This is a genomic window from Mycobacterium sp., assembly GCF_046091765.1.
Classification (GTDB): domain Bacteria; phylum Actinomycetota; class Actinomycetes; order Mycobacteriales; family Mycobacteriaceae; genus Mycobacterium.
The window spans coordinates 1-10500 of sequence record NZ_JBJTCF010000100.1 but is presented as its reverse complement, the minus strand read 5'-3'; the positions used below and the strand labels follow the sequence as shown (position 1 = coordinate 10500).

The 10500-nt window shown below is 72.8% G+C and carries 9 protein-coding genes; 3 read left to right on the top strand and 6 right to left on the bottom strand.

Going from position 1 to position 10500, the window contains the following annotated elements; translation table 11 throughout:
- Positions 1-159: hypothetical protein (locus tag ACKOB8_RS11045; protein ID WP_526377262.1), on the top strand; the 159-nt coding region annotated here is incomplete at its 5' end.
- A 540-nt stretch (positions 160-699) separates the two neighbouring features.
- Entirely contained in the window at positions 700-2142 is a 1443-nt protein-coding gene (locus ACKOB8_RS11040; RefSeq protein ID WP_526377259.1) for a hypothetical protein, read from the top strand.
- A gap of 4 nt (positions 2143-2146) precedes the next feature.
- Here the strand turns inward: ACKOB8_RS11040 and ACKOB8_RS11035 are convergent, their stop codons facing one another.
- From ACKOB8_RS11035 to ACKOB8_RS11010, 6 genes are read right to left on the bottom strand one after another with little or no spacing between them, the layout of a single operon-like run.
- Entirely contained in the window at positions 2147-2740 is a 594-nt protein-coding gene (locus ACKOB8_RS11035) for a DUF1707 domain-containing protein (RefSeq protein ID WP_526377258.1), read from the bottom strand.
- Positions 2741-2786: 46 nt separating this feature from the next.
- Positions 2787-3560, bottom strand: coding sequence for an enoyl-CoA hydratase family protein (locus ACKOB8_RS11030; RefSeq protein ID WP_526377257.1), 774 nt, complete (start codon positions 3558-3560; stop codon positions 2787-2789).
- A gap of 4 nt (positions 3561-3564) precedes the next feature.
- Entirely contained in the window at positions 3565-4740 is a 1176-nt protein-coding gene (locus ACKOB8_RS11025; protein WP_526377256.1) for an acyl-CoA dehydrogenase family protein, read from the bottom strand.
- The gene (locus ACKOB8_RS11020) at positions 4737-6728 is read right to left on the bottom strand and encodes an acetyl/propionyl/methylcrotonyl-CoA carboxylase subunit alpha (RefSeq protein WP_526377255.1); all 1992 of its coding nucleotides are present in this window, start codon (positions 6726-6728) and stop codon (positions 4737-4739) included. The genes ACKOB8_RS11025 and ACKOB8_RS11020 overlap by 4 nt, the downstream gene beginning before the upstream one ends.
- 10 nt (positions 6729-6738) lie before the next feature.
- Positions 6739-8271: an acyl-CoA carboxylase subunit beta gene (locus ACKOB8_RS11015; RefSeq protein WP_526377261.1), complete on the bottom strand. Its 1533-nt coding sequence runs from the start codon at positions 8269-8271 to the stop codon at positions 6739-6741.
- A 59-nt stretch (positions 8272-8330) separates the two neighbouring features.
- The gene (locus ACKOB8_RS11010; RefSeq protein WP_526377260.1) at positions 8331-10025 is read right to left on the bottom strand and encodes an acyclic terpene utilization AtuA family protein; all 1695 of its coding nucleotides are present in this window, start codon (positions 10023-10025) and stop codon (positions 8331-8333) included.
- Positions 10026-10236: 211 nt separating this feature from the next.
- Between ACKOB8_RS11010 and rpmF the strand changes: the two genes are divergently transcribed.
- Positions 10237-10410 carry a 50S ribosomal protein L32 gene (rpmF, locus tag ACKOB8_RS11005; RefSeq protein WP_526377254.1) on the top strand — a complete coding sequence of 58 codons (174 nt, stop codon included), beginning with the start codon at positions 10237-10239 and terminating at the stop codon, positions 10408-10410.
- The last annotated feature ends 90 nt before the right edge of the window (positions 10411-10500 follow it).

Genomic DNA, 10500 nt, shown 5'->3' with positions numbered 1-10500 from the left:
GCCCAGGTCACCATCTTCCGCCTCGGCGACGACCCGGGCCTGGCCCGGTTCATCGACCAGGTCGCCCGCCGGGTCGAGGGCCGGGTGGTCGAACCCGACCTCGACGGGCTGGGCGCCGCGGTGGTGGGCGACTACCTGCGGTCGCGGCGGCGGCGCTGACCCGCCGCGAGCAACCGGTCAGCATCGGCGGACGGTTGCCGCGCCGCGAACGCGGGGCGACCCGCTGACGCCCGGCGGCGGGGGAGTCCGAAAACCGGCCCGGGGATCCCTGGCCTGGCGATAGCGTCATTGCTCGACACCGGAGCTGCGCCGCTTACCGCGTGGTCAGACCCGGGCTTGGATGCCCGATGGGTTTGCTGTCGGCTAACCGTCGCGGGGTGAGCCCGGACGGCCGCCGGGGCTCCAACGGGGGCTCTCGGCAAATTTTCCGGCCCCCGCTAAGCCTGAGAGCAAACTGAGAGAAATCTTTTTTCGGCCTGATGCCGGACCGCCAGCAACCGTGCCGGGGCAGGTTAGGGGACCTTTTTACGGCGTCCCGGCGAGTGCCCCACCGCCGCGCCGTGCGAGAAAAACGCCGCTTCCGTTTGCTCAACGGCAAACTCGCCCCTATCATCGGCGTGACGGTCTACACTGGGGCTCAGCAAACTGGGGAGTCCGTCGCGACCAGCGCGAACCGCACGCAAAGAGGGGATCCAGCACATGGCGACTCAGACCCGGCCGCACCTGAAACTCGGCGCGGCACTGTCCAGTGCCGCCGTGATCGCCGCGGGCGCGCCGGTGGTGGTCCCGCAGGCCTCGCTGCCCGCCCCGACCGCGCTGTCGAGCGCGGCCTACGAGTTGACCACCTTCGCCGACCTGCTGTCCATCCCCGCCGATGTTTGGACCAACATCCTCTTCGGCAGCGCAGAATGGGGGGCCCGGGTCAGCAACACCCAGGAGAGCGGTCTGATCCTCGACCCCTGGGCCACGGTCTGCAAAATCGAAGTCGACGGTTGCCGCCAAACCGGCCTCACCGGAGCGCTGTACCTGGCCTCCGATGCCCTGTTCAACGGCACCTATTACAACTATGACATCAACCCGGAGACGGGCCAACCCTTTGGCCTCACGCCGGGCCCGACGGTCAGCGTGGTCAACTACTTCTGGGAACCCTTCTACATCCAGACATTCGGGAACGGAACCTCCCAAGTAACCGTCCAGCAAGTCAATGCAGGCCTCAGCGCAGCGTCGCAGTACCTGCTCATGGCAACGATCGGCGGATGCACACCGGTGGAGGACGGCGGCGGTCCGTGCACGCCGCCGTCGGAAGTCGCCTACATCAACGGCCAGTATCTTGCGGCGGGCCTTGAAGAGCCCTTCCCGAATCCCGACGAATTGCTCTACCCCAACCCGATCGGCCAGGCGATCTGGGCGGCGTACTACGGCCCGTACCTGGTGACCCTCGGCTGGACCCGGGGTCTGTCGGCGATCTCGCGCGCGGCCTACGGCATTCCGCTGGCGGGTCCCTACATCTACGGCACCATCCAGGCCTACCTCGGCGAGCTTCAAACACCGTCGGTCGAGGCGCCGACCCTGGGGCTCTACTACGAGCCGGGCCTGTCCGGCATCCTACAATTCTGGATCAACGTGCTGGCCGGTGTTCAAGGACCGCCGTCGCCGCCGACCGTGGCCACCGTCACTGAGGCCGGTGAGCCCTCCGCGGCGTCGGCGCAGGCCGCGGAGGCCGCACCCGGCGACGCGGTCGCGGTTTCCGGTCCGGAGGCCTCCGCGGATGCAGTAGCGCCGGCCGCTGAAACCCCGGGCACAGACGTCACTGAGGTCGCGGCGGACGCGCCCGCCGAACCCACCGCGGAGTCCGTGCGGGCGACCGCAGCGGCGGACAGCGCGCCGGCCCAGCCGGCCGGTGACGCGGCGGACGGCGCCGAGAACGGCACCGAGACCGGCCCGGCGGACAACGCCGCGGACGCCGCGGACGGCACCGAGGTGACCGCGGCCCCGGCGACCGACCCCCGGGGTGAGGCCGAGAAGGCGCCGCGGCGCGGACTGCGCGGGGCACTCGAGAAGGCCACCGCGAAGGTCGCCTCCGGTGTCGAGCGGGCCACGAAGGGCGCCGCGTCCAGCCGCAAGGCGGCGGCCGCCGAGTAGCCCGTCAGGCCCCGCCCGACCGGGACGGCTCGGCGGGGACCCGCGGGCGGCGCTTGACGCTCACCCCGCCGCCCAGCGAGAAACCGCGCACGGTCACCGTCGGCGCGCCGGGCGCCCCGGGGCCGACCCTGCGGTCCAAGCCGCCCAGCACGGCGACGCCGCGCACCTCCACGTTGACCTCCGGCGGCAGCACGATGGTCACCCGCCCGAGGATCGCGTAGGCGTGGATCTGCACCCGCGGTGAGGTGAAGTCGCCGTAGCGCAGGTCGACCAGGCCGCCGCCGAACACGGTGACGGTCGTCAACCGTCCGGGGACGCACCATCGGCCGCGCCGCTCGAACCCGCTCAGCAGCGCCAGCAGCAGCGTCGAGGGTGCCGGCCGGCACGGGCCGCGCCGGAACTCCAGCGCCTCGGGCAGGTCGTAGCCGAGGCGCTCCAACTCGCCGTAGGACGTCGCGGCGTACGCCCGGACCAGGCGGCGCTCGTACTCCGGCACCGACAGCCGCCCGTTGGCGGCGGCCTCGGCCAGCAACTGGGCGACCGAGATGCGGTCGTCGTCGCTGACCTGTCCGGCGTCGTGGGGGATCGGGTGGCTCATCGCGCCTCCGAGAGTACGACCGCTCTGTGCCGCGGCGAAAGCCCGTTCACGGCGCCGCCCACCGCGGCGGGCGCTTCTCCAGGAACGCCAGCATGCCCTCGCGGGCCTCGGCCGAGACGAACAACCGCGCCGACTCCTCGGCCAGTCGTTCGGCGTCGCGGTCGAAACCGGCCAGCACCGCCGCGGTGGTCAGCGCCTTGGAGGCGGCCAGGCCCTGCGGGGAGGCCTTGGCCAACTCGGCGGTGAGAGCGTCGACGGCGGCGCCGACATCGTCGGCCGCGGCACTGACCAGACCGATCTCGGCGGCCCGCTCGGCACCGAAGCTCTCCCCGGTGAGGAAGTAGCGGGCGGCGGCGCGCGCCGCGAGCTTGGGCAGCAGGGTCAGCGAGATGATCGCCGGGGCCACCCCGATGCGGGCCTCGGTGAGCGCGAACGTGCTGCGCGGTCCGGCGACGGCGATGTCGCACGCCCCGACCAGACCGAGCCCGCCGGCGCGCACATGGCCGTCGACGGCGGCGATCACCGGCACCCGGCACGCCACGATCGCGCGCAGCAGCGCGGTCAGCTCGCGGGCGCGCGCCAGGGCGGCCTCGAACGCGTCGCCGCCGCTGGACTCGGACAGGTCGGCCCCGGCGCAGAAGGTGCCGCCGGCGTGGCCGAGCACCACCGCCCGCACGGCCGGGTCCGCATCCGCCCGGCGCAGCCCGTCGTGCAGCCCGGCGACCAGTGCGGCCGACAGCGCATTGCGGTTGCGCGGGGAGTCCAGCGTCAGCCGGGCGACCGCGCCGTCGGCGCGGTAGGCCACCAGGGTGTCGGACATCGGCTCAGTAGGACCGCGGCAGGCCCAGCGACGTCTGGGCGACGAAGTTGAGCACCATCTCGCGACTGACCGGGGCGATCCGCGACAGCCGCGCCGCGGCGAGCATCGCGGCCAGGCCGTACTCCTGGCTGAGCCCGCTGCCGCCGTGGGTCTGCACCGCCTGGTCGACCGCACGCGCCGAGGCCTCCCCGGCGGCGTACTTGGCCATGTTGGCCGCCTCGGCCGCCCCGGCGTCGTCGCCGGCGTCGTAGAGCGTGGCGGCCTTCTGCGTCATCAACCGGGCCAGCTCCAGCTCGATGTGACACTGCGCCAGCGGATGCGCCACACCCTGGTGCGCGCCGATCGGGGTTTTCCACACCTGCCGGGTGCGGGCGTAGTCGGTGGCCTTGGTCAGCGCCAGCCGGCCCATCCCGACCGCGCTGGCCGCGCCCATGATGCGTTCGGGGTTCAGGCCGGCGAACAGCTGGGCGATCGCGGCGTCCTCGTCGCCGACCAACGCCTCGGCGGGCAGCCGCACGTCGTCGATGAACACCTGGAACTGGCTCTCCGGCATCACCAGATCCATCGGGATCTTGGTGAACGACAGCCCGGGGGCGTCGGTGGGCACGATGAACAGCGCCGGGCGCAGCGACTCGGGTTTGGCCGGGTCGTCGCTGCGCACCCGGCCCACCACCAGCACCGCCTCGGACTGGTCGAGCCCGGAGATCCACACCTTCTGCCCCGAGAGGATCCAGTCCGAGCCGTCGCGTCGGGCGGTGGTGGTGATGCGGTGGGAGTTGGACCCGGCGTCGGGTTCGGTGATGGCGAACGCCATCGTGATCGAGCCGTCGGCGATGCCGGGCACCCAGCGCCGTTTCTGTTCCTCGGTGCCGAAGCGGGCGATGATCGTGCCGTTGATGGCGGGGGAGACCACCAGCAGCAGCAGCGGGCAGCCGGCGGCGGAGAGTTCCTCCATCACGATCGCCAGCTCGTACATGCCCGCGCCGCCGCCGCCGTACTGCTCGGGCAGGTTCACCCCGATGAAGCCGAGTTCGCCGGCCTCCTTCCACAGTTCGTGGGTGTGCTCGCCGGAGCGGGCCTTGGCCAGGTAGTAGTCCGGCCCGTAGTTGGCGGCCAGGGCGGTGACCGCCGCGCGCAGGGCCAGCCGCTCGGGACTCTCGATGAAGCTGGTGTCGGTCATGGGTTGCCTCCCTGTTCGGTGTCGACGCGGGCCAGCACCGCGCCCACCTCGACCTGCTGGCCGACGGTGACGTCGAGTTGGGCCAGCACCCCGTCGGCGGGTGCGGTGACGGTGTGCTCCATTTTCATCGCCTCCAGCCAGACCAGCGGCTGCCCCGCGGTGACGCGGTCCCCGGGCGCCGCGCCGAGGCGCACCACCGCGCCGGGCATCGGCGCCAGCAGGGAGCCCTCCGCCGCCGCCGAGTCCGGTTCGCCGAAGCGCGCCACGGCGCTCAGCGCCACCGATCCCAGCGGGGAGTCCACCCAGACCTGGCTGCCGTGGCGGGTGACCGCGAACGCGGTTGCCACCGGGGTGCCGTCGGCCCCGTCGCGACCGGCCACGGCCAGCACCACGCGCCCGGGGGCGGCCGACACCAGGCTGACCCCCGGATCGTCGGGCAGGGTCACCCCGTCGGCGGGGGAGCGGGCGAAGCGGTAGGACACCGCGAACTCGGTGCCGCCGGTGTCGCGGAACACCTTGCGCCCGAAGCCCGAGGCCACGTTGCGCCAGCCGATGGGGACCGCCGGGGTCAGCGCCGCGGCACGGTTGGCGGCGGCGTCGGCCAGCGCGGCGGCCACCGCGGACAGCCGGAGCGCACGCGCGCCGGCCAGCGGCGCGGCCAAGGACTGCAGGCCGTGGGTGTCGAAGAACGCGGTGTCGGTGCGCCCGGCCAGAAACGCCGGGTGACGCAGGACGTTGACCAACAGGTCGCGGTTGGTGATCAGACCGTGCAGCCGGGTGCGGGCCAGCGCGTCGGCGAGCAGTTGCGCGGCGCGCGCGCGGCTCGGCGCCAGCGCGATCACCTTGGCCAGCATCGGGTCGTAGTGGATCGAGACCGTCGATCCGTCGGCGATGCCGGAGTCCAGCCGCACCCCGATCCGGTCGATGAGCCCGAAGTGGGTTGCCGCCGTGGGCACCTCGAAGCGGTGCACGGTGCCGGCCTGCGGCTGCCAGCCGTGGGCCGGGTCCTCGGCGTAGAGCCGCGCCTCGATCGCGTGCCCGCGCGACGCCGGCGGCTCGGGCGGCAGCGCGGCGCCCTCGGCGACGGCCAGCTGCCACTCGACCAGGTCGAGCCCGGCGGTCAGCTCGGTCACCGGGTGCTCGACCTGCAGCCGGGTGTTCATCTCCAGGAAGGCGAACTCGCCGTCGTCCTCGGCGAGGAACTCCACGGTGCCTGCGCCGGTGTAGCCGATCGCGTTGGCGGCGAGCCGCGCGGCGATCAGCAGCCGCTCGCGCATCCCGGGGATCCGCTCGCTCAGCGGCGAGGGCGCCTCCACGAGGATCTTCTGGTGGCGGCGCTGAATCGAGCACTCCCGCTCGCCGACCGCCCACACCGTTCCGTGCCGGTCGGCCATCAGCTGGACCTCGACGTGATGGCCGCGCGGCAGGTAGCGCTCGCAGAACACGCCGGCGTCGCCGAACGCCGACTGCGCCTCCCGCGCGGCGGCCTGCACCTGCGCGGGCAACTCGGCGCGGTCGGTCACGATCCGCATGCCGCGGCCGCCGCCGCCGGCCGACGCTTTGATCAGCACCGGCAGATCCGCGGCGGTGACGGCGTCGGGGTCCAGGTCGGCCAGCACGGGCACGCCCGCGGCGGCCATGATCTTCTTGGCCGCGATCTTCGATCCCATCGCGGCGATCGCCGCCGGCGGCGGGCCCACCCAGGTCAGCCCGGCGTCGATCACCGCGGCGGCGAAATCGGCGTTCTCCGAGAGGAATCCGTAGCCGGGGTGCACGGCGTCGGCGCCGGCCGCCCGCGCGGCCGCGACCAGTGCGGCGGCGTCCAGATAGCTCGCGACACCCACCCGGGCGTCGGCGTCGGCGACGTGCGGGGCGTGCGCGTCGGGGTCGGTGTAGACCGCGACGGTGCCGATGCCCAGCCGCCGGCAGGTGGCGAACACCCGCCGGGCGATCTCGCCGCGGTTGGCCACCAGGACGCGGGTGATCATCGCCGGGCCCTCACATCCGGAAGACGCCGAACCTCGACGTCCCCTCGATCGGCGCGCTGGCGATGGCCGACAGGCACATCCCCAGCACGGTGCGGGTGTCGCGGGGGTCGATGACCCCGTCGTCGTAGAGCCGCCCGGAGAGGAACATCGGCAGCGACTCCGCCTCGATCTGCGCTTCGACCGCCGCGCGCATCGCGGCGTCGGCGGCTTCGTCGACCTGCTGCCCGCGCGCCTCGGCGGCGGCGCGCCCGACGATCGAGAGCACCCCGGCCAGTTGCGTCCCCCCCATCACCGCCGACTTCGCGCTGGGCCAGGCGAACAGGAACCGCGGGTCGTAGGCGCGCCCGCACATGCCGTAGTGGCCCGCCCCGTAGGACGCCCCGATCAGCAGCGAGATGTGCGGGACCGTCGAGTTGGAGACGGCGTTGATCATCATCGCGCCGTGCTTGATCATCCCGCCCTCCTCGTAGGCCCGGCCCACCATGTAGCCGGTGGTGTTGTGCAGGAACAGCAGCGGGGTGTGGGACTGGTTGGCCAGCTGGATGAACTGGGTGGCCTTCTGCGACTCGGCACTGAACAGCACCCCGCGGGCGTTGGCCAGGATGCCCACCGGGTAGCCGTGGACGTCGGCCCAGCCGGTCACCAGCGACCCGCCGTAGAGCGGCTTGAACTCGTCGAAGTCCGAGCCGTCCACCACGCGGGCGATGACCTCGCGCGGATCGAACGGGACGCGCAGATCGGCCGGGACGATGCCGAGCAGTTCGCCGGGATCGGCCAGCGGCTCGGTGAACGGGCGCGGTGCCGGACCGCGCTTGACCCAGTTCAGCCGGGCCACGATGCGCCGCCCGATGCGGATGGCGTCGAGTTCGTCGGCGGCGAAGTAGTCGGCCAGACCCGATGTGCGGGAGTGCATCTCGGCTCCGCCGAGGGACTCGTCGTCGGACTCCTCGCCGGTGGCCATCTTCACCAGCGGCGGCCCGGCCAGAAACACCTTCGAGCGCCCCTGGATCATCACGACGTGATCGGACATCCCCGGCACGTAGGCGCCCCCGGCGGTGGAGTTGCCGAACACCAGCGCGACGGTGGGGATGCCCGCCGCCGAGAGCCGGGTCAGGTCGCGGAACATCCGCCCGCCCGGGATGAAGATCTCCTTCTGGGTCGGCAGGTCCGCACCGCCGGACTCCACCAGCGAGATCAGCGGAAGCCGGTTCTCCAGTGCGATCTGATGCGCGCGCAGGATCTTCTTCAGCGTCCACGGGTTGGACGTGCCACCCTTGACCGTCGGGTCGTTGGCGACCAGGACGCACTCCACCCTCTCCACCACGCCGATCCCGATCACCACGCTGGCCCCGACCGCGAAGTCGGTGCCGTAGGCGGCCAGCGGGCACAGCTCCAGAAACGGCGAGTCGGGGTCGACCAGCATCTCGATGCGCTCGCGCGCGGTCAGCTTGCCCCGATCATGATGGCGCTGAACGTATTTCGGCCCGCCACCGGCGAGCGCCCCGGCCAGTTCGACGTCGAGTTCGGCGAGCTTGGCCGACATCGCCCCGGCGGCCTCGCGGTAGGCCGGCGACGCCGGGTCCAGGGTGCTGTGCAGCCGGGTCACGGCAGGATCGCTTCGGGGATGTCGACATGGCGGCTGCGCAGCCACTCGCCCAGGCCCTTGGCCTGCGGGTCGAAGCGCGCCTGGTAGGCCACACCACGACCGAGGATGCCGTCGATGACGACGTTGACCGCGCGCAGGTTGGGCAGCAGATGGCGGGTGATCTTCAGATCCGCCGCCTCGGGCAGCAGTGCGGCGATCGCGTCGACGGTCAGGACGTGGGCCAGCCAGCGCCACTGCTCGTCGGTGCGCACCCACACCCCGATGTTGGCCGCGCCGCCCTTGTCGCCGCTGCGCGCGCCGGCGATCGTCCCCAGCGGCACCCGTCGCGTCGGCCCGGCGGGCAGCGGTTCGGGCAGCGCGGGATCGGCGAGATCGGCGAGCACCAGGGTCTGTGCGGCCGGCGGGATCGGAACCCGGGCGCCGTCGGGGTGGACGGCCACCTGGTCGACCGCGTCGGCGGGAACGTAGCCCGCGGTGAACACCCCGTAGACCGAGGCCTCCGACGGCGGGGCGGTGGTGTGGAATCCGGGATAGCTGGCCAGCGCCAGTTCGACTGCCGCCGAGGAGAACCGGCGCCCGATCTTGTCAGGGTCGGGGTCGCGCACCGTGCAGGTCAGCAGCGCGCTGGCGGTCTGCTCGGTGTCCGCGTCGGGCCGGTCGGTGCGCGCCAGTGTCCAGACCATCTCGGCGGGCGGCTCGGACAGCCCGGCGGTCAGCTGGGCGCGCACCAGCTCGGCCTTGGCCTCGATGTCCAGACCGGTCAACACGAACGTCGCGGAGTTGCGGTAGCCGCCGAGGGCGTTGAGCGAGACCTTCAGCGTCGGCGGCGGCGGCTCGCCGCGCACCCCGCTGATCCGCACCCGGTCGGCGCCGTCGGGGTGCAGGGTGATGGTGTCGAATCGCGCGGTCGCGTCGGGGTTGGCGTAGCGCGCACCGCCGATCTCGTAGAGCAGTTGCGCGGTGACGGTGCCGACGCTGACCTGACCGCCGGTGCCCGGGTGCTTGGTGATCACCGCCGCACCGTCGGCGTGCACCTCGGCGATCGGGAAGCCGGCGTGGCCAAGTCCGGGCGGGTCGGCGATCTCGGTGAAGAACGCGTAGTTGCCGCCGGTGGCCTGGGTGCCGCACTCGATGACGTGCCCGGCCACCACCGCCGCGGCCAGCCGGTCGTAGTCCTCGCGGCCCCAGCCGAAGTGAAAGGCCGCCGGACCGACGACCACCGAGGCGTCGGTGACCCGGCCGGTGACCACCACGTCGGCTCCGGAGCGCAGGCACTCCACGATGCCCCAGGCGCCCAGGTAGGCGTTGGCGGTCAGCGGGCTGCCCAGCCCGAGTTCGCCGGCCCGCCCCAGCAGGTCGTCGCCCTCGACGTGGGCCACCGTGACCGGGACGCCGAGCCGCCCGGCCAGTGCGCGCACCGCATCCGCCAGCCCGGCCGGGTTGAGGCCGCCGGCGTTGGCCACGAGGCGCACGCCGCGGTCGTGGGCCAGGCCCAGGCAGTGCTCCAGTTGGCCGAGGAAGGTCTTGGCGTAGCCGCGCTCGGGGCTCTTGGCCCGGTCGCGGCCCAGGATCAGCATGGTCAGCTCGGCCAGATAGTCGCCGGTGAGGTAGTCCAGGTCGCCGCCGGTGAGCATCTCGCGCATCGCGGCCAGCCGGTCGCCGTAGAACCCCGAGCAGTTGCCGATCCGCACCGCATCCGCCACGCGCGATGCCTCCCCTCGACGGTCGAGCACCGGAGCCAACCCACCGGCAGGTTACTGGCCCGGGCGGGCGGCCCGTCAAGGGGTCCGCACCGGCGCGCAACGCCCTCGCCGTTTTGGAGCCCGCCGAGGTCACGGGCTATCCTTGCGATATGCCCGCCGGTTGCGCGTGGCAAAACCCCTGATCAAGGAGAGGGACGTCATGGCTGTGCCCAAGCGCCGCATGTCGCGCTCGAACACCCGCAGTCGGCGTTCGCAATGGAAGGCTGAGGCCCCCGGCCTGGTCGGGGTGACCGTCGGCGGCCGCCGGCACAAGGTGCCCCGACGGCTGCTCAAGGCCGCCCGGCTGGGCCTGGTCGACCTCGACCGGCGCTGAGGCCCGCCCGCAGCAAATAGCCTGATCAGTCCGCGCGACCCCTAGACTGTTCCTCGTGCGGATACTTGTGGTCGATGACGATCGCGCGGT